General features: G+C 68.2%; 18 protein-coding genes. 10 read left to right on the top strand and 8 right to left on the bottom strand.

Annotation, left to right across the window (positions count from 1 at the left end; translation table 11 throughout):
* Positions 1 to 28: 28 nt before the first annotated feature.
* Both ABD210_RS14760 and ABD210_RS14755 read right to left on the bottom strand, forming a co-directional pair.
* Positions 29 to 958 (bottom strand): UbiA prenyltransferase family protein, encoded by a 930-nt coding sequence (locus ABD210_RS14760; RefSeq protein ID WP_344111879.1) that lies wholly within the window; start codon positions 956 to 958, stop codon positions 29 to 31.
* Between the two features lie 1,094 nt (positions 959 to 2,052).
* Positions 2,053 to 3,498: an LCP family protein gene (locus tag ABD210_RS14755; RefSeq protein ID WP_344111878.1), complete on the bottom strand. Its 1,446-nt coding sequence runs from the start codon at positions 3,496 to 3,498 to the stop codon at positions 2,053 to 2,055.
* 176 nt (positions 3,499 to 3,674) lie between these two features.
* On the opposite strand from ABD210_RS14755, the gene ABD210_RS14750 reads away from it, so the two are divergent.
* Complete coding sequence (locus tag ABD210_RS14750; RefSeq protein WP_344111876.1) at positions 3,675 to 4,163, top strand: GNAT family N-acetyltransferase; 489 nt, start codon at positions 3,675 to 3,677, stop codon at positions 4,161 to 4,163.
* A 129-nt stretch (positions 4,164 to 4,292) separates the two neighbouring features.
* Here the strand turns inward: ABD210_RS14750 and ABD210_RS14745 are convergent, their stop codons facing one another.
* Together ABD210_RS14745 and ABD210_RS14740 are read right to left on the bottom strand one after the other, a co-directional pair.
* Positions 4,293 to 4,658, bottom strand: a complete 366-nt coding sequence (locus tag ABD210_RS14745) for a VOC family protein (protein WP_344111875.1) — start codon at positions 4,656 to 4,658, stop codon at positions 4,293 to 4,295.
* Positions 4,659 to 4,744: 86 nt separating this feature from the next.
* Positions 4,745 to 5,293, bottom strand: a complete 549-nt coding sequence (locus ABD210_RS14740) for a MarR family transcriptional regulator (RefSeq protein WP_344111874.1) — start codon at positions 5,291 to 5,293, stop codon at positions 4,745 to 4,747.
* A 267-nt stretch (positions 5,294 to 5,560) separates the two neighbouring features.
* Here ABD210_RS14740 and ABD210_RS14735 point away from each other — a divergent pair, with 267 nt between their 5' ends.
* The 3 genes from ABD210_RS14735 to ABD210_RS14725 all read left to right on the top strand — a co-directional run bounded on the left by ABD210_RS14735 (position 5,561) and on the right by ABD210_RS14725 (position 7,775).
* Complete coding sequence (locus ABD210_RS14735) at positions 5,561 to 5,791, top strand: hypothetical protein (protein ID WP_344111872.1); 231 nt, start codon at positions 5,561 to 5,563, stop codon at positions 5,789 to 5,791.
* Positions 5,792 to 6,092: 301 nt separating this feature from the next.
* Complete coding sequence (locus ABD210_RS14730) at positions 6,093 to 6,458, top strand: VOC family protein (protein ID WP_344111869.1); 366 nt, start codon at positions 6,093 to 6,095, stop codon at positions 6,456 to 6,458.
* Between the two features lie 168 nt (positions 6,459 to 6,626).
* Positions 6,627 to 7,775, top strand: a complete 1,149-nt coding sequence (locus ABD210_RS14725) for an epoxide hydrolase family protein (RefSeq protein ID WP_344111867.1) — start codon at positions 6,627 to 6,629, stop codon at positions 7,773 to 7,775.
* Between the two features lie 25 nt (positions 7,776 to 7,800).
* Here ABD210_RS14725 and ABD210_RS14720 read toward each other — a convergent pair whose 3' ends face one another.
* Positions 7,801 to 8,316 carry a M23 family metallopeptidase gene (locus tag ABD210_RS14720; RefSeq protein ID WP_344111866.1) on the bottom strand — a complete coding sequence of 172 codons (516 nt, stop codon included), beginning with the start codon at positions 8,314 to 8,316 and terminating at the stop codon, positions 7,801 to 7,803.
* Positions 8,317 to 8,579: 263 nt separating this feature from the next.
* Entirely contained in the window at positions 8,580 to 9,245 is a 666-nt protein-coding gene (locus ABD210_RS14715; protein ID WP_344111865.1) for a hypothetical protein, read from the bottom strand.
* Positions 9,246 to 9,462: 217 nt separating this feature from the next.
* Between ABD210_RS14715 and ABD210_RS14710 the strand changes: the two genes are divergently transcribed.
* Both ABD210_RS14710 and ABD210_RS14705 read left to right on the top strand, forming a co-directional pair.
* The gene (locus tag ABD210_RS14710) at positions 9,463 to 11,238 is read left to right on the top strand and encodes a histidinol-phosphatase (RefSeq protein ID WP_344111864.1); all 1,776 of its coding nucleotides are present in this window, start codon (positions 9,463 to 9,465) and stop codon (positions 11,236 to 11,238) included.
* Positions 11,238 to 11,798: a hypothetical protein gene (locus ABD210_RS14705; protein ID WP_344111862.1), complete on the top strand. Its 561-nt coding sequence runs from the start codon at positions 11,238 to 11,240 to the stop codon at positions 11,796 to 11,798. The genes ABD210_RS14710 and ABD210_RS14705 overlap by 1 nt, the downstream gene beginning before the upstream one ends.
* A gap of 52 nt (positions 11,799 to 11,850) precedes the next feature.
* On the opposite strand, the gene ABD210_RS14700 is transcribed toward ABD210_RS14705, so the two are convergent.
* Positions 11,851 to 14,133, bottom strand: a complete 2,283-nt coding sequence (locus ABD210_RS14700; protein ID WP_344111860.1) for a HelD family protein — start codon at positions 14,131 to 14,133, stop codon at positions 11,851 to 11,853.
* 140 nt (positions 14,134 to 14,273) lie between these two features.
* Here ABD210_RS14700 and ABD210_RS14695 point away from each other — a divergent pair, with 140 nt between their 5' ends.
* The 4 genes from ABD210_RS14695 to ABD210_RS14680 all read left to right on the top strand — a co-directional run bounded on the left by ABD210_RS14695 (position 14,274) and on the right by ABD210_RS14680 (position 18,169).
* Positions 14,274 to 15,449 (top strand): M4 family metallopeptidase, encoded by a 1,176-nt coding sequence (locus tag ABD210_RS14695; protein WP_344111858.1) that lies wholly within the window; start codon positions 14,274 to 14,276, stop codon positions 15,447 to 15,449.
* 111 nt (positions 15,450 to 15,560) lie between these two features.
* Positions 15,561 to 16,094, top strand: coding sequence for an NADPH-dependent FMN reductase (locus tag ABD210_RS14690; RefSeq protein ID WP_344111856.1), 534 nt, complete (start codon positions 15,561 to 15,563; stop codon positions 16,092 to 16,094).
* Positions 16,095 to 16,136: 42 nt separating this feature from the next.
* A complete protein-coding gene (locus ABD210_RS14685) occupies positions 16,137 to 17,120 on the top strand; it encodes a sigma-70 family RNA polymerase sigma factor (RefSeq protein ID WP_344111855.1) in 984 nt (327 codons plus the stop codon).
* A 17-nt stretch (positions 17,121 to 17,137) separates the two neighbouring features.
* Positions 17,138 to 18,169: an LLM class flavin-dependent oxidoreductase gene (locus ABD210_RS14680; protein WP_344111854.1), complete on the top strand. Its 1,032-nt coding sequence runs from the start codon at positions 17,138 to 17,140 to the stop codon at positions 18,167 to 18,169.
* Here ABD210_RS14680 and ABD210_RS14675 read toward each other — a convergent pair.
* The gene (locus ABD210_RS14675) at positions 18,166 to 18,615 is read right to left on the bottom strand and encodes a nuclear transport factor 2 family protein (RefSeq protein ID WP_344111852.1); all 450 of its coding nucleotides are present in this window, start codon (positions 18,613 to 18,615) and stop codon (positions 18,166 to 18,168) included. The genes ABD210_RS14680 and ABD210_RS14675 overlap by 4 nt on opposite strands.
* Between the last annotated feature and the right edge of the window lie 5 nt (positions 18,616 to 18,620).

Here is an 18,620-nt window from a genome sequence, read left to right as displayed (position 1 = left end):
CGTGCGCGGCTGCGCGGATGTGAGGGCTTCAGAGGGTCCCCGTGTAGGTGAGAGCGAACGCGCCGCACGGGCAGAGGAACAGCGACGCGACCACGATCACGCCCTTGAACGTCTGCCCTGGCCCGATCAACCGCCGGTACGCCGCGACGAGCACCGGCACCATCACGATTTCCAGCGCCAACATGCTCCGGGGAATCACAGTGCCGAGAGCGGCCAGTACCACGGACAGCCCCGCGGCCGCGATCCAAGCGGCAAAGCCCAGCCGGTACGTCGTAGCGGCGCCAAGGCGAACCGCGATCGTCTGGTATCCGGCAGCGCGATCCGCCTCCAGGTCGGCGAGAGTCGTGGGCAGATAGAGGCCAACGGCAACCAATGTGCCCTGCAACGCCATCAGCCACGGGAATCCGCCGAGGTCGGGTGTCACCGCGGCCCATCCTGCGAGCGGTCCGAAGGCGCCCAAGGCAAGGGAATTCACCGCGACGTCGAAGCCGGCCCGAGTCTTCAACCGCACCGGTGGAACGCTGTAGGCCCAGCCGAGCACCAGCGCCAGCAGCACGCCCAGGATGAACACCTCACCCACGTAGACGCCTGTCGCGAGCGAGGCAATTCCAGCGACCAGCGCGATCCGCTTGGCGCCCCCGACCGAGACTCGCCCGTCGAGCAGCGGGGACTTCGACTTGCGCGGGTTCAGCAGATCGCCGGGCAGGTCGTACGCGTCGTTGATCGCCAGCACCGCCAACCACAACAACGGCCCCATCACCACAGCGCCAACGAGCAGCCGCGGCCAATCCTGCACCGCCGGCACCAGCCGGTGTGTGGCCAGCAGAATCCCTACGTAGTAAGGAACAACCGACACCACCCAGAACGCCGGCCGCCCCACCGCCAGTACATCCCGAACCCGTCCGGCGGTTCTGAGGCCGTCCCGCGATGCCGAATTCCGTCCCACCACTGTGGTCACATCACCACACTGCTCCTCCCCGCTCTGATGACACCTCCCTCTGGCGAGTGAAACCCCTCACTCCACGGCGTCTTCAGGCGTGATTGTGAGCAAGAGAACCCGATTCGAGTGCGACCCGGACAGATCCGTCGGCCGCCGGTGCCAGTTCGTGCGGTTCCGATCCCTCACCGAGCGGCACTTCCTCGACAACGACCCGGCGAGAATCTCCACGAACCACACCCACCCACGCCGGCGCCTCTTCGCGTCTCGCGGACCGCCAACACTCACCTTCCGCCACGGCCACCCCACCAACCCCATCCACGCAGGCTCGGCACCGCCCTCAAGGCCACCCAGGAGTCGGCTTACTGAGTGTTGGCGGTCCGGCCCTTCCGCTTGGGCTCGGATTCAGCTGCACCACGGCCTCGGCTGGCTTCAGCCACCGACCTCACGTTCTCCACCCATGCGATGCCCAGGGACTGTGCCGACCGGTCTATTTCAGCCGACCTGTCCCCACCGCCCCGGACCGAACTGCCAGGGCGGTGAGAGCGCGGCTACCCCAGCTCGGCTCCGCCCGCCGTTGACCACGTCTTCCTCCCTCCTCGACCCACCGACGAACCCGACTACCCGGCTCGACCCGCCGACCTCCACCTGACTTCCCTCGTCGACCCGCCGACGACCACCGACTACCCGGCTCGACCCGCCGTACCGACGGCGTGATTTCGGCGGGTCGGGCCGGGTAGTGCCACCACCCCGGCGGGTCGGGCCGGGTAGTGGGGCCACCCCGGCGGGTCGAGCCGGGAAGTCGCGGCGGCGTCGGCAGGTCGGGCCGGGTAGTGGGGCCATCCCGGCGGGTCGGGCCGGGTAGTGGGGCCACCCCGGCGGGTCGAGACGGGAAGTCGCGGCGGCGTCGGCGGGTCGGGCCGGGTAGTGAGGCCACCCCGGCGGGTCGAGCCGGGTAGTGCCGCCATCCCGGCGGGTCGGGCCGGGTAGTGCCGCCACCCCGGCGGGTCGAGCCGGGAGGTCGCGGCGGCGACCGGGTCACCTCGCGCGCTGGACCAAGCCGCCGTGGTCTGGCTACGTGGTCTCTGGTCAGGGGCGTCCCGACGTACTGCGCCTCAGCCGGAGACGGGGTGGTACGCGCACGAGCTCGCCAGATCGGCCGGGGCGGACGACTTTCCGGTGGCCTTTGCCGTGGGTTTCCCCGTCGGCTTGGCGGTGGGGGTGTTCGACGGCTTCCTCGGATGGAGGGCGTTCTCGACGATCAGTCGCATTGCGGCGTAGTTGGGGTTGCGGCCGTTCGGGAAGTTCTTCTCCTTGTCGAGGTCGACGTTCGAGATCTTCGCCGACTTCACCTTCTGCCCGAGCGTGACCAGGTTGCCCAGCATGGTCTGCGGGATGTCCGTGCGAATCAGCTGCTCACCCGCCTTGGCGACTTCCTGGTAGTGCGTGAGGACGTTCTGCGGCGTCGCCCGCTCGACGATCGCCTGGATCGTGCAGCGCTGACGTTCCTGCCGCGCGATGTCCGAGCCTTTGACGCCGAACCGGCCGCGCGCGAACCACAGCGCGTCGTGCCCGTTCAGCTTCTGGTTCGGCCCGGGCTGCAGGTAGCCGCTGGGGAGAATGTCGTCGGCCGGCCCCGGGCCGCCATAGTCGCCGCCGATCGGCACCTTGTAGTTGATGTTCACGGTGATCCCGCCGAGTGCGGTCACCATCTGCTCGAAGCCGGACAGGTTGATCTGCAGGTAGTAGTGCAGCTTCAACCCCAGCGCCTCGCCGACCGACAGCTTCAGGACGTCCGCGCCCTTGTTGTCCGACTCACCGAGCAGGTCGCCGTAGTCGCGCGGGACATTCCGGTACATCGCGTCCAGGTAGTACTCCATCTGCTCGGTGTCGCCGAGCCGCGGATCCCAGTAGCCGGTCGGGAACTGCTTGTGCAGCGGGGAGTCCTTCGGGAACGGCATCCGCATGAAGTTGCGGGTAAGCGAGATCAACGCGGTGTCGCCGGTCTTCGTGTCGATGCTCGCCACCATCACGGTGTCCGTCCGGGTGCCGTCCCGCCCGGCGCCGTCATCCGCGCCGAGCAGCAGCAGGTTGAGCCGGGGCAGTTGCGCCCACGGGTCCTTCTTGTCGGCGATCTTCGGCCGGGTCGCGCTCTTGGAGTGCCCGCCCGCGAAGACCTTCCGCACCAGACTTCGCTGTGCCACCAGGTTCTGCGCCCCCAGCGCCGAACCCGACGCGATCGTGCAGCACACCAGCCCGATCACGAGTGACCCGAACAGCCGCGCCCCCAGACCCGCTTGCAACGGCCGCAACATCTTGTACGACGAGACCACGATCGCGACCCAGCCGAGTGCCACCAGCCCGAGCCCGGCGATCATCCAGAGCAGCAGGTTCGGGTCCAGCGCCCACGCGATCACGTCGTCCCGCCGAGCCAGCCCGAGGTAGGCGGCGCCGCCGAGCGCCGAGACGGTGATGCCCGTGACCAGGACGCCGAGACGAGTCCGCCCAGCCACCAAGTACGCCGTACCGGGCACTGCCGCGCCGAGGACGGCGAGCAGCACCGCACCGAACGCGGATCGCTGCCGGGTGCTTCTGGGCTTTGCTCGTCTGGCTCTAATCGCGCTCGGGGACATGGCTCCACTCGGTGGCCGGGAACAGGGCGGACGGACGCCTCCCCTGTTGGCGTCCACGGGGTCTGACTCCTTGTCGCGGAGAAAAGTTCGGCATGATGCGTGCCGTGACTGCGATCGAGGTGAGAAGGGCCAAGCCGGACGACGCCGAGGCCCTGGTCCGGCTCAGGGCGCTGATGCTCGAGGCGATGGGGATGGGGGAGGACATCGGGGGTGCGGACGCACCCTGGCGAGACGTCGCGGTGCGGTATTTCACCGAGGGGCTGGCCTCGCCGCAGACGTTCGTCGCGTTCGTCGTCGATGATCCCGAGGCCGGCGTGGTGGCGGGCGCCGCAGGGCACTGCAACCTGCACGCTCCGAGTCCGAAGGATCTGAGCAGCACGCGTGGCACCGTCTACAACGTCAGCACCGAACCCGCGTTCCGGCGGCGCGGGCTGGCCCGGGCCTGCGTGGTCGCCCTGCTCGACTGGTTCCGCGACGAGACCGACGTCGGTCAGCTCGAGTTGCACGCCACCCAGGCCGGCGATGCCCTCTACCGAGCCCTCGGCTTCGTCGCAAGCACCTACCCGGCCCAACGTCTCGTCATCGTCCGCTGACTACCTCGTACTGCGAGAACGCTTCTGCCCTGCGCAGGCAAACCGGTTGTGTCGCGAATGCCTGGCCCTACCTCGACGGCAGACGCTACGAGAGCCGCCTCGGCAAATACGACGACCCAATCCCGGCGTTCAGTTCTGGATGATCGAGAAGATGTTGCCGGCGGGATCCTTGAACCAGGCGATCAGCGGGCCCTGGCCCCGGTAGATCCCGAGGCCGTCCTGCTGGTCGCTGTACCGCTCGAAGGTGATGCCGCGGTCGGTCAGCTCCTTGGCGGCGGCGTCGATGTCGTCCACCGGGAAGTTCAGGATCGTGTACTCCGCGGGCGTGTGCTGCGGCTTCGGGTAGACCAGGACGGCGTTGCCGCCGGCGAGCTGCAGCCTGAGCAGGCCGTTCTCCTCGGTGACGTCGAGGCCCAACGTCTCGGTGTAGAAGCTCTTCGCCGCCGGGAGGTCGTCCACGGCGAACCCGCTGAATGCCTTGCTGTCCTTCAACATCTTGTCCTCCAGACCGGTCGGCACCCGGTCGGTGCCTCTATCCGGTACGTCGACGCCGGCCGCGCCGCTTCGACAAGGTCGGCAGGTCAGTTGTTCAGGGCGGTGTGCGAGCTCTGGCTCGTCATCGCGGTGACGGCGGCTGTCTCCAGACCGTCAGCGACGGTGTGCAGCAGACGGACCAGCTGGGCGGCGTCGGCCGGGCCGAGGATGCCCGTGATCACGTCGAGGACGCGGACCGTCAGGCCGTCCAGCTGGGACAGGCGGGCCTGGCCGGTGCCGGTGACCTGCAACCGTGGCGAAGTCCGGACCAAGCCGAGCGCCTCGAGCTCGGCGACGGCCAGCTCGGCCTCGCCGGGGGTGGTGCCGACCTGCTCGGCGACGCCGTCGGCGGTGTCGCGGCCCTGGGAGATCGCACTCAGGACCAGGGCCGCCGGCATCTTCATGCCGACCGCGTCCTGCAGTCCGAGGATCAACGGGTGGGCGTGTCCGCGGACGCGCTCCACGGCGTCGAGCAACCGGAGGGCGTCGCCGACGTCCCCGATCAGCTGCTCGGTCTGGACCGTGGCGATCCCGGTGGCCTGCGCGATCCCGTCAGGGACGGCCAGAGCCTTGGTTCCAACGTCTTCGATGGTCACGCGTCCAGCCTACGTAGTCCTTCCGACACCCCGGCGTGTCGTGCCTGAGGAAAGTCTGTGAATTGCCGATGAATTGACATCCGAAAATGCGTTCGAGCCGGCTCGTGGGCCAATTCCGTTTTCTGGACAACTGCCCAGAAATCGAGCGTGACCTAACGTCCGGCTCGTCCGTTGGATCTGACGTGACGGTGAACACACGGCGCACCGGCACCGCGCTCGCTCCGCGTCTCAAGGCCGACCACCCCTCGAAATTTGCCTGGAGGACAAGTGATAACCGCCACCGCCACCCAGACGTCTGAGCGCCGACGCGTACGAGTCTGGTTCGGTGAGCACGTCATCGCCGACTACAACGCCGAGCCGGCGTTGGCCGAGCGGTACGCCCAAGCCATGAGCCGTCGTTTCGCCGGACTGCGGGTCACCAACGACCCGATGCCGGCCACCGATCGTCTCCCCGACCCCCTGCCCGGCGAGCGCATGTGGGATGTAGCACCCCGCTGAGACCCTTGATCGGCGGCAAGCGAGTGCGGGCGCTCTGCCCCTCGCTTGCCGCCCTCAATTCCCCTTTGAATTGCGCCTGAACAAAATGTAGGAATACCCCCAGAGCGACGTCCGCACCGCGATCCCAGCATCCCCGCGGTGCGGACGTTTCAGGTTCTCCCGCGCCTCGTGAGGTAGGTGGCCAAAGCCTCGATCCCGGCAACTCCTGAGCTCGATTGCCGGTGATGTCGAGCCGGGCGGACGGGTTCCGACGTACCGGATGTGAGCTGATCGGCAGCTCCGATCCGGAGGAGACGAACAGATGGCAAGGCCCGTTCTGAACAGCATGTTGCTCGGCAGCACCGACCCCGACCGATTGAAGGCCTGGTACCTCGACGGCTTCCACGCCGAGGTAGACGGCTACGGCAACCTGAACCTCGGCGGGTTCGGCCTGGTGATCGAGAAGCGGGACGACGTCGCCGACCGGACCGCCGAACCCGGGCGGTTCGTGATCAACTTCGCCGTCGAGGACATCGAGGCGACCGCAACCCACCTTCGCACCCTGAACGTCGAGTGGCTGGTCGAGCCGGAGGACCGTGGCGTCGGCTGGTTCGCGACGTTGATCGATCCCGACGGCAACTACGTCCAGCTCATCCAGATGAAGCCGGAGTACTACGCCAAGCTCTGACCCACGCGCTCGGGCCCGGCCGCTCGCAGGGTCGCACCATCGACGACGTTCGGGCGAAATCCCGCCAAGAAGCCCAGTCCGTTCTCTAGCCTGGCCGGATGGACCCAGCGTTCGCGCCACAGCACGCGAGCGACCGCTGGTCGAAGACCCGAGGGTTGTGGGGGCGCCGTGATCGAGGAGTTCCGGGTTGAGGTTCCGCAAGCGGAGGTTGACGACCTGCGGGGCCGGCTGGAGCGGGTTCGCTGGCCCCGTCGACTGCCGGTCGACGGGGCCGGTTCCGCCGCGCAGTGGGAGCGGGGGGTGCCGATTGAGTATCTGCGGCGCGTGGTCGAGCGGTGGCTGGACTACGACTGGCGGGAGTGGGAGGCGCGACTCAACGAGTTCCCGCAGTTCACCACCTGGATCGACCAGCAGACCATCCACTTCCTGCACATCCGATCACCAGAGCCGGTTGCGCTGCCTTTGATCCTCACGCACGGCTGGCCCGGCTCGGTCGCGGAGTTCGTCGACGTCATCGGGCCCTTGACGAACCCGCGCGCGTACGGCGCGAACCCGGCCGACGCGTTCCACGTGGTGGCACCATCCGTCCCCGGACACGGGTTCTCCGTCCCGCTCGAAGACCCCGGCTGGAACCACGAGCGGATCGCCCTCGCCTGGGCCACGTTGATGGCCCGCCTCGGCTATTCGCAGTACGGCGCTCAGGGTGGCGACACAGGCTCGGTGGTGTCCCCGTTGCTCGGCAGGATCGACTCGGACCACGTGGTTGGCGTACACCTCAACGGTGGGCTGGCATTTCCCTCCGCACTGCCAGGGGATTTCGACGAGCTGAGCGCCCGCGATCAGGCCAAGTTGCGCCTGGCCGAACACCTTCGCGCGACCGGCACGGGCTATACCGAGCTGCAGTCGACGAAACCGCAGACGGTGTCGTTCGCGCTCAGCGATTCCCCAGTCGGCCAGCTGGCCTGGATCCTGGAGAAGTTCCACGACTGGACCGACCCGACCCGGGAACTCCCCGAGGATGCCGTTGCCCTCGGCCACCTCTTGACGGACGTCTCGATCTACTGGTTCACCAACACCAGCGCGACCACCGCCAACCTGTACTACGAGAATCGCCGCGCCGAACAGGTCGCCGGCCGCTCGGAGGTCCCTACGGGCGTAGCAGTCTTCCCGACCGATCCGGCGATGCGGCACATTCTCGACCGTGAGCACAACCTCACGCATTGGAGCGAGTTCGACCGCGGCGGACACTTTGCCGCTTTGGAGGCGCCTGACCTGCTGGTTGACGACATCCGAACCTTCTTCAGCACTCTGCGGTGAGCCTCCGCAGCCTCTACGGTGAGCCTCAGCAGTAAGCTCGGCAGCCGTGATCGACGCCGTAGGAAGTCCGGGCCCGGGCAACCGCTCGGGCAGGTGACGTCGACTTGCCTTGCCGCCAGGCGGCCAGGAAGGGTTGCGGCGCGACTGCGCCTCGTCGGATCCACCACCTGCCGGCCGCGGTGGGCCAACTGATGCCGAAGTGCAGGTGCGACGGCGTGAAGCGGGCACTTCCGGTCTTGCCGATCAGTCCGAGCGTCTGCCCCGCACGGACCTGGAGGCCCGGCTTGATGTCCGTCCCGACCTGGGACAGATGTGAACCGTAGTACCGGACCCCGTCGACGCCGACCACGGATACCGACAGTCCGCCGCGGTCTCGTCCCACGTTGGTTCGCGGATTCCAGGAGTCGACCCGGGTCACCTCGTCGACCCGCCCATCCACCGGCGCGACGAACCGGCACCCCACAGCCGCGAAGATGTCCGATGCCGGATAGTCGTGATGACTCTGCGAAGCGCTCGCCTTGCACCCACCCACCGGAAACACAAGATGAACCTTTGCCTCCGGCAACCGACCACCCGGCGGGACCGGAGTGCTGGCCCGAGTCGGCGCAGCGGTCGGCCGGGCTTGTTTGGCCGGCGAGGGCGTCGACTGGACTACCCCTGGCGTCGTCAGGGACGAACGAATGAGCGGATCCGCTGACTTGTCGGATGCCGATCGGTCGAAACCTCCGTTCGACCTGAGCAGGACGAACCCACCGACGGCCAGCACGAGAGCGCATGCCAGGCAAGCTGCCAGGAGGGACCGCCTCACTGGAACCAGAACGCGTTGACGGTCGCGACCGAGTAGACCGTTTCGCAGGGAATCCCGTTCTTGTCGGCATCCATGCGTGCCGGCCTGTCGTAGAACCACCAATAGGCGACAGTTTGGGCGTAGGTCGCACCGCGAGCGGCGAGGTCACGGCAGAGCAGGCCGGTTGTCAGCGGCGCTGCGCCGCCGATCTCCCGGCCAGCCCAGTACTGTCCGATGTCGCTGCGCGGATAGACCGTCTCACAAGGGATTCCGTTGCGGTCGGCATCCATCTGGTTCGGTTGGCCGTGCAGTCGCCAGTAGTCGATCGCGGCGACGTAGCTGTATCCCTTGGCCTTCAGATCCCTGCAGAACAGGTTTGCCGGCAGCGATCGGACATCGCCGCGAGCCTTTGGCGGTGCCGGCGCGGTGGTGCCCTTCACGGACGGCTGGACGGTCACCGTGGCGACAGTTGCCGGCGCTGAGGCGACAGTCGTCGTCTGCGGCGTGGTGGCCGCCTTGTCGGCCGGACCGGCTCTGTTCATCAGCACGACCAGCCAAGCCAGCAGGACGATGATGACGCCGACGGCAACCCCGGCCAATGCAGCCAGCGTCGCATTGCCATGGTCCTTCCCGACGCGCTTCTCGGAGTGACGATCGGTAACGAAAAGTAGTTTTCTTCCCATGATTTCCCCCAGGCGCTATTCAAGCCTCGGCGCTTACCGGCTGTCTACGGCCCAGCGACCCCCTATCTGGGGCCCACGACCCCCAGCAAATGCGACGCGGTCGCGAAGCACGGAAACTTTGCGGAATGGCGGTGTACGTGGTTCACCGGAATAACACCTCGATGTCACTCGGAAAGGCGATGATCCCGCCGGATTCCGCCATCCGAGAGGAAACACGATGGGACACTCCCACGGTCATCAGCACGGTCAGCACGGTCACAGTCACGGGCATGGCCACACCCATGGCCACACCCACGGGCACGACCACGATCATCACCAGCCGAACACCGAGCTCGACGCGGCCACCACCGCAGCCCTCGACCAGTCGATCCCGGACAGCGAGCTCTCGCCGACCGAGGTGTCCCGGCGCTCGCTGCTGCGCTCGGCCGGCATCCTCGGTGGTACCGCCGCGCTCGCCGTCACCGGCGCGCAGGCCGCTGCCGCCGCGGCGCCCAAGACCGTCCCGGGCTGGATCTTCGAGCAGGGCAAGCGTCCGCAGGTGTGGCTGGCCGGGGACCACCACATCCACACCCAGCTCAGCTCCGACGGCATGTACCGGGTGATCGACCAGGCCCGGCACGCCGCCGCGTTCGGCCTCGACTGGCTCGTCATCACCGACCACGGCGGCGCGACGCACGCCCGGATCGGTGTCGACCTGGTGAACCCGCAGATCAAGGCGGCTCGGACCGAACTGAAGAACACGCTGATCTTCCAGGGCCTGGAGTGGAACATCCCGGCCGCCGAGCACGGCACGGTGTTCGTCGCCCCGGGCTCGCGTGAGGTCGAAGTACTGAAGCAGTTCGAGAACAGCTACGACGGCAGCGTGAACAACGCCGGTGCCAACAGCCCGGTGAACGAGGCGCTCGCGGTGTCGGGTATCCAGTGGCTCGGTCAGCAGGTCGACCGCCGCCGGGTCGAGGACGCCCTGTTCCTGGCGAACCACCCGGCCCGCAACGGCGTCGACAGCCCGCACGAGATCCGCAACTGGCGCGACGCCGACCCGCGGATCGCCGTCGGGTTCGAGGGTGCTCCGGGCCACCAGGCCGCCGGCCTCCCGAAGGGCATCGGCGCCGCGAACGCCCGCGGGTTCTACGGCAACGCGCCCAGCGCGAACTCGTTCCCGGCGTACCCGGCCGAGAGCTACCGCACCTGGGGTGGCTTCGACTGGATGACCGCGACAGTGGGCGGTCTCTGGGACAGCCTGCTGGCCGAGGGCAAGCCGTGGTGGATCAGCGCGAACTCCGACTCGCACGTGAACTGGAACGAGACCTCGCGTCGCCCCGACGGTTCGGACCAGGCCCAGTTCGACCGCGACGGCCGCTACATGGATCCCGTCTACGGCAACACGGTGAACGCACTCGCGGGTGACTTCTGGCCCGGCTTCTACAGCCGGACGCATGTCGGCGCCGAGCGTCGCGACTACCTGGCCGTGATGGAGGGCCTGCGGAACGGCCGGGTCTGGGTGGACCACGGCGCGCTCGTGAAGGGCGTAGAGGTCGAGGTCCGCGAGGTCGGCAAGAAGTACGGCGAACCGCTCGGTGGTGCGCTGCTGGTACGCCGGGGTCGTCCGGTGGAGCTGGTCGTCCGGATCACGACCCAGACGATGCCGAACTGGGCCAACTTCGTTCCGGTGCTCAACCGGGTGGACGCGATCCGTGGTGCGGTCAAGGGTGCGGTCAGCGACCGGGACACCTTCAAGGCGCCCGATACCAAGGTCGTCCAGCAGTGGGACACCTCCGGCAAGCGCGGCACGTTCGAGCTGGTGCTGCCGCTTGGCAAGGCGGAGGAGGCGTTCTATGTGCGCGTCCGCGGCACCGACGGACACCGCGGGCAGCCCGGCTACCTCGGCGCAGCGATCGACCCGGCCGGTCCGCAGCTGGACGTGGTCGGCGACGCTGACCCGTGGGTCGACCTGTGGTTCTACACGAACCCGATCTGGGTGCTGCCGAAGTAATGATCATCGCCGTAGATGCGGACAGCCGGGACGCGCTCGAGGCAGAGCACGTTCTGCATGAGCTGTTGGCTTCCGTTGCCGGACCGGTCGTCGCCTGCACCCACGTGGTGTCGGGCGGCGACCGGCCGCACCTTGCCGTCTCGATCACCGGTTCGGCTGATCTCGACGCGGCGGCCCTGACGCACGAGGTCGGCTCGGCGATCATCCGCCCCGGCGCCGCCGAACCAGAGGTCGCCGGCCCCAGCCGTCTCGTCCGTGGCGCCTATGTCGCCGCCGTCGAAACAGCCCTCGGTACTGCGGGACGCCTGGTCAGGTTTCCCGGACAGGAGCAGGCGCGGGGAGTCATGACGGTCGCGGAATTACGTGAGCGCTGTGGGATCGACGAGGTGGAGGCCCTCGGCGGAATCCCCGTCGACGAGGACTCCCTGGTCGACACTCTCGACTTCATCCGCCCGATCCGACGCAACGGCCAGGTGGTGCTGCTGGTCCAGCCGGCGGCAGGTGGCGTCCTCATCCCCTTCGAGGTCGAGCACCAACAGAAATGCTGCGCTGATCACTGACCCCGCGGACCGCCGGCACTCACCAACCTCCGCCGGCGGGAGCCCGTCAGGCTCAGCCCGCCAGGTCAGAACCGGGTTGGTGAGTGCCGGCGGTCCGGTCATCCCAGGCGGGGGCGTCTCGCAGTACGGGTGGGAGCGGGCCGATCACGCCGAGGCGTTGGGTGCAGCGGGTGAGCGCGACGTACAGATCGCGGAGGCCGCGCGGGGACTCGATCAGGATGCCGTCGGGGTCGACCACCAGGACGGAGTCGAACTCGAGCCCCTTCGCGCCGGCCACTGTGAGCACGGTGATGTCGTCCCCACCGCCGATCGCCTCTTGCACCAGCTCGAGCCGGGACCGCGAGGTGATCACCCCGACCTGCCCGTGCTGGACCTCCTCCCGGGCGACCTTGCTCACGTACTGCGCCTGGTCCGCCGGCGGGACTTCCTCGTGCCAGGGCTTCACGCCGGTGGATCGCACCGACTCGGGCGCCTTCGCTGCCGGGTCGACCTCCGACAGCACGTGCCCGGCCAGGTCCATCACCTCAGCGGGTGTGCGGTAGTTCATCGTGAGCTCGGCAAGCCGCCAGCGATCCCCGAAGGTCTGCACGAGCGCTTGCTGCCAACTCGTCCCACCGCCGGCCGCCCCGGTCTGGGCGACATCCCCGACCAGCGTCATCGAGCGTAACGGGCAGCGCCGCGCGATCGCCCGCCACGCCATCGGCGACAACTCCTGCGCCTCGTCGACGATCACGTGGCCATAGGTCCACCGGCGATCGGCCGCGGCCCGGTCGGCCAATGTCCGGTCGTCGTCCGCCTCGTAGCGCGCCGCCAGCGACTCGGCGTCGAGGAGGTCCTTCGCGGTCAGCACCTCCGACTCCTCGTCCTCGTCGAAGTCGGTCGAACCCGAACCGGTCAGCACATCCAGCGATCCCTGCGCGTAGGCGATCGCCCGCGCTCGGTCGGCGCGTTCCCGGGCCGCGTCGCGCCCGTCGTCACCGAGCAGCTCGGCTGCCTCGTCGAGCAGGGGGACATCCGCCGGGCTCCAGTCGTCGCCGTACCGGAGCAGGTGTTCACGGTCGAGCGGGCTGAGTTGCGGCGCAGCCGTGGCCAGCCGCTCCTCGTCGCCATACAGGTCGACCAGAAGGTCCTGCGGGCTGAGCAGCGGCCAGAGTCGCTGCAGCAGGTTCTTGACCGCGGGCTCGGCGACGACCTCCTTGCGGAGCTCCTCCAGGTCGTACTCGTCCAGCAGGTTCTCCCCGCCGAGCGGGTCCGCGCCGATGATGTCGGCGTACTGGCAGGTGAGCGCGTCGATGATGTCCTTTCCGAAGAACGGCCGGGCCTGGTTGTGCGTGAGCCCGCGAGCGCGAGCCCTGGCGCGTGCGTCCCCGCAGACGGAAGAATCCAGCCGCAGTACGGTGCGGTCGACGGTCACCTCGATCGGCTCGGCCGGGAGCCACTGCCGATCCGCGACGGCCTTCTCGATCACGTTGGCCATCGCGGCGCGGCCCTTCACCTCGGCAGCCTCGGGCGACTCCGGCCGGGTCGCGATCAGGTCGGGATAGAGCTCCGCGACCGTGACGAGTCGGACGCCGTCCTCGCCGAGCGACGGCAACACCTGGCCGATGTACTTCAGGAAGGTGGAATTGGGACCGACCACCAGAATTCCGCGCTTTTCCAGCTGGTCACGATGGGTGTACAGCAGGAATGCGGCCCGATGCAGCGCGATCGCGGTCTTTCCGGTGCCCGGGCCACCCTGGACCACGAGGATGCCGGCGAGTTCGGAGCGGATGATGCGGTCCTGGTCGGCCTGGATCGTCCGCACGATGGACTCCATCGTGCCTGTCCGCTTCGTGTTCAGCGCGCTGAGCAGGATCTCCTCGCCGACCACGCCCCGGCCGGGTTGCGACGCGCCCGGCGCGGTCCGGTCGAGATCGAGTTGTTCGTCCTGGATGTCGACGACCTTGCGCAGCCGGGTCTGGATGTGCCGGCGCCGGATGACCCCGTGGTTCTCGACCGCGGTCGCGATGTAGAACGGCCTGGCCGCAGGCGCACGCCAGTCCACCAGCAGCGGTTCGTAGTCATCGTCGTGCAGCCCGATACGACCGATGTGCAGCACCTCGCCGGCCTCGTCGTCGAGCCGTCCGAAGCAGAGTCCCTCCTCGGCCGCGTTCAGCCGGGCGAGCCGCGCATTGAGGTCGCGGATCCGGCCGTCGCGCTGGTGCAGGGCCTGCCGGTTGCGAGTGCCGGCGACCTGCTCGTCGCGCAGGCGACCGTCGGTACGCTCCCGCTCACGGTCAAGCGTCGCGTAGAAAGTCGCCAGGTGATCTTGTTCATCCTGGACCGGATTCTGCAATTCCAACCCCTTGTGATAAACTCTGCCCGTTGGTTCCCAGAGATGCTTTCTTGAATGCTCTGGTGGTAGCCACAAATATCCTGAGTTTAACGCATTTCGCTCATTGCTGCGCAGCCCGGGAAAGGGCACCATCAGTGGGCATGACGGTCCATCACATCGTCCCGCCGTACCTGCTCGAGCACCTCGAGCGGACCGTGGACGACCCGAATCTGCGGGCGCGCTACCGCCAGTCCCTCCAGCACGACGCTGTGTTCCGCGCTCGTCGCGCTGCCGCCCCACCGACGGCGGCGGGCGGCGGGCCGACGCGCGAGGTCCATGACGCCGAGCACGAGACCGCGTTGCCGGGGCGGCTGGTGCGTTCCGAGGGCGGGAATCCCAGTTCGGACGACGCGATCAATGAGGCGTACGACGGGACCGGCGCGACCTGGACGATGTTCAGCGAGTGCTTCGGGCGGGACTCGGTGGACGGGGCCGGTCTGCCGTTGATCTCGACGGTCCACTACGACCGGGACTACGCGAACGCGTTCTGGGACGGCGCGCAGATGGTGTTCGGCGATGGGGACGGCGTGATCTTCCGCGGCTTCACCGGCTCGATCGACGTCACCGGCCACGAGTTGACCCACGGCGTCACGCAGTACACCGCGAACCTCGTGTACGAGGGCCAGTCGGGCGCCCTGAACGAGAGCATCTCCGATGTTTTCGGCTCACTCGCCAAGCAGCACCACCTCGGTCAGAGCAGCGCGGACGCTGACTGGCTGATCGGAGCCGGCATCTTCCAGCCCGGCGTCCAAGGTGTCGCGCTGCGCTCGCTCGCCGCACCAGGGACCGCGTACGACGACCCACGGCTGGGCCGGGATCCACAGCCGTCCCACATGTCTTCGTACCTCGAGACCACCGACGACAACGGCGGTGTCCACCTCAACTCGGGCATCCCCAACCACGCCTTCTACCTGGTTGCGACTGCACTGGGCGGCAACGCGTACGAGGCCCCCGGCCAGATCTGGTACGCGACGATCACCTCGGGGAGCCTCCCCGAATCCGCCGGCTTCGCGGATTTCGCCCGGGCGACCCAGTCGGCAGCCGAGACCCTCTACGGCCCGACGTCTCCCGAACTGACCGCCGTGACCACGGCCTGGCAACAAGTAGGCGTGCTGCCAAGTGTCACCCAGCCACCACAGCCCGCCACGGCTGCGGAGTCGGGCGATCTCATGCGCGCCGCCAAGACTGCGCTGGACCCCAGCAAGCCACCAACGCTGCCACCCGAACCCATCGCCGGCGACGAGCCCGCCGCAGGCGACGACGGCGTACAGAAGTGATCGGCTAGCGGGCTCGACGGCGGGGGGCAGGCGGGAGTCTCCGCAGCTGTGTCCTAAGTCGCCCCCGAGCGGTTTGACCTCAAGTCTTCTTGAGGTAATACCTTCGATCGAGTGACTGTTCATCCGCTCCGCCTGGCGCTGCTCGTGCGCAACACCGAGCCTGGGGGCTTCGGCACCGTCGCGACCGAGTGGTTCCAGCGCCAGGTGGAGCAGCGGGACGAGTTCAAACTCGAGCTGGTGGATCTTGCCGCCACGCCGCTGACCTCCTTGCCCGCACGGATCGAGGAAGCGGACGCCGTGGTGATCGTCAGCCCCGAGTACAACCACGCGTATCCCGGCGACCTCAAGTCGGCGATCGACGCGGTCCGGCGCCCGTGGTACGCGAAGCCCGTCGCTTTCATCGTGTACGGCGGACGCTCGGGTGGCATCCGCGCGGCGGAGCAACTCCGCCTCGTCTTCGGCGAACTCCACGCGGTCCCGATCCGCGAAACCCTCAGCTTCCACCAGGCCCCCAGTTGCTTCGGGCCTGACGGCACTCCCGTCGACCCGACCACCACGGACGCCGCCGGGCTCCTGCTCGACCATCTCAGCTGGTGGGCCCGAGCCCTCCGAGACGCCCGGGCCGAAACGCCGTACCCCGCGTAGAAACCAGAGCCGAACGGTCTCGAGGTTCTCGGCTGTGCTCTGATGACAGGCGTGACGAGTGAGGATTTCGAACTGCGGACCGAGCCGTTCCGCCCCGAGTTGCTCGTGCACTGCTACCGGATGCTCGGCTCGATCCACGACGCCGAGGACCTCGTGCAGGACACGCTGGTCCGAGCTTGGCGCGCTTTCGACCGGTACGACGAGAAGCGCGCGTCCCTTCGGACCTGGCTCTACCGGATCGCGACCAACACCTGCCTCAACGCACTCGAAAGCCGCAAGCGCAGACCATTGCCCACGGGCCTGGTCGGGCCCGGCGAAGATCCAGAGGCTCCACTGGTCCGCGGCGAGGAAGTCCCGTGGTTGCAGCCGTTCCCGGACGGCCTGATGCGGACAGATCCGAGTGACCCGGCCACGGTGGTCGCAGAACGCGGCAGTCTGAGGCTCGCCCTGATCGCAGCGATGCAGTACCTGCCGGCCAAGCAACGCGCCGTCCTGATCCTCCGCGACGTGCTCGACTGGTCGGCCGCCGAAGTCGCCGAGGCGCTCGAGATCTCCCCGGCCGCGGTGAACAGCGCCTTGCAGCGAGCCCGCGCCAAACTGGCCGACGCCGCCGTCGGCGAGGACGACGTACTGGAGTCCGACGATCCGGCCTGCCGGGCGATGGTCGACCAGTACATCGAGGCGTTCGAGAAGGCCCATGTGGTGGCGTTCTCGAAGCTGCTCGCCGAGGACGTCATCCTCGAGATGCCGCCCTTCCTCAACTGGTTCGCCGGCCGCGAGAACTACGTCCGCTTCGTGGCGCGCGTCTTCGAGTTGCGCGGTACGGACTGGCGGGTCTTTCCCCTCGCGGCCAACGGACAGCCAGGCATCGCGGTGTACTGCGGCGACGAGACCGGCGTACACCGCCTGCATACGCTTCACGTGTTCACGATCACCAAGGCCGGCATCACCCACAACCGCGTCTTCCAGGATGCCGGGGTCTTCGCCGCCTTCGGGCTGGCGCCTGAGTTGCCGTCGCAGGAATAGGTCAGGAGGAGTGGCTGTTGGCGTTCAACGTGAGTGCTGAATCGATGCCCCTGTCCGTGCTCGACCTTTCGCCGGTGCCGACGGGGACGCGACCGTCCCAGGCGCTGCACGAGACCCTGGAGCTCGCCCGCACGGCCGAGGCCGCGGGTTACCACCGGTACTGGCTCGCCGAGCACCACAACATCCCGAGCGTGGTCAGCTCCAGCCCCGAGGTGATGATCGCCGCCGTCGCGGCAGCGACCTCGACGATCAGGGTCGGCTCGGGCGGCATCATGCTGCCGAACCACTCGCCGCTCAAGGTCGCCGAGACCTTCCGGGTTCTGGCCGGACTCCACCCGGGCCGCATCGACCTCGGCATCGGCCGCGCTCCTGGCACCGACCAACGCACCGCGCTGGCCCTCCGCCGCAGCCGCGAGGCCCTGTCCGCCGACGACTTCCCTGAGCAGTACGCCGAACTGCGCGCCTACGCGGAGGGATTCCCCGCCGGACATCCGTTCGCGCCCATCTCCGCCCAGCCCGACGACGTACCGCTGCCGCCCGTGTGGATCCTCGGCTCCAGCGCCTACGGCGGCCAGGCAGCAGCCGCACTGGGAACGGGTTTCGCTTACGCCGGCCACTTCGGCAACCTCGATCCGGCCGGGGTGATCGGGTCCTACCGCGAGATGTTCCAGCCCTCGCCCGAGCAGGCCGAGCCGCACGCCATTCTCGCCCTCGCCGCGATCGTCGCCGAGACCGAGGAACGCGCCCAGGCGCTGGGTCGCGCCAACGAACTCTCGATGCTCAGGCTGCGCTCGGGCCGTCCCGGCCCCCTGCCGTCACCCGAGGAAGCCGCGGCGTACCCGTGGTCCGAGGGTGAACGCGCCGCCGTCGAGGAGTGGGCAGGCCTGGTGTCAGTCGGTACTCCGGACCAGGTGGCGGCAGACCTCGACCGCCGAGCCCGTTCGGCCGGTGCCGACGAACTCATCATCACCACGAACATCCACGACCCGGCCGAACGTCGCCACTCCTACACGCTGCTGGCTTCGGCGTGGGGCCTCAAACCGCGCTAGAACATCCCGTTGGCGTTCGCCGAGCTCTGGGGCACGTCCTGGATGACGTCCCAGTGCTCGACCACCTTGCCGTCTTCGAGTCGGAAGAAGTCCGCCACCGCCTGGCCGGGCGTGCCAGGCTCGAGGACGAGGTGCGAGTGCGTGACCACCATGCTGCCTTCGCCGATCACACGCTTGATGTCCAGTTCCAGCTCCGGGTACTGCTCGAGCAGGTAGTGGACGAACGCGATGAACGCGTCGGGTCCGTCCGGGGCCTGGGGATTGTGCTGGATGTAGCGGTCTCCGACGTGCTCCGCGACTGCCCTCTCCGGGTCGCCACCGAAGGCGGTCCGGTAGTAGTCGACGACGGCCTTCTTGTTCTGCTCCACGGACACGACTGCTCCGATGCGGTTGAGCACCCTCGAGCGCAGGCGCTGGTTCTGGTGACAGATGTCGCCCCGACTCACGCTAG

It is taken from the genome of Kribbella alba (assembly GCF_039529635.1).
In the GTDB taxonomy this organism is placed as follows: domain Bacteria; phylum Actinomycetota; class Actinomycetes; order Propionibacteriales; family Kribbellaceae; genus Kribbella; species Kribbella alba.
This window is presented reverse-complemented; position numbering and strand designations above follow the sequence as displayed.